General features: G+C 33.3%; 1 protein-coding gene. It reads right to left on the minus strand.

The window, feature by feature from the left end:
- Positions 1–132: 132 nt before the first annotated feature.
- Positions 133–285: hypothetical protein (locus H2O73_RS23895; protein ID WP_182110787.1), on the minus strand; the 153-nt coding region annotated here is incomplete at its 5' end.

Raw genomic sequence — 285 nt, forward strand, 5'->3', positions numbered from 1 at the left:
CGTTTAAAACGTCAAGCATTTCAAGGAAAGACATATCTGGTGAAATATCATTGACTTTATAGTCAACCATTTTTCCTTTATCACTTGCGTTTTTCTGACGCCAAATTTTTAGTGTTAAATTCATAGTTTTCCTTATTTATAACTTCTTTGTTTTAACTCAATATCTTTAAATTCTAATTGCTCTTTATGTAAAACAGCATCGCTTGGTTCTCCTTTATATTCCCAAGCTGCTACGTAAGCAAAGTTTTCATCGTCACGTTTCGCTTCACCTTTTTGCTCACCGCT

The organism is Vibrio marinisediminis, assembly GCF_014050145.1.
GTDB lineage: Bacteria > Pseudomonadota > Gammaproteobacteria > Enterobacterales > Vibrionaceae > Vibrio > Vibrio marinisediminis.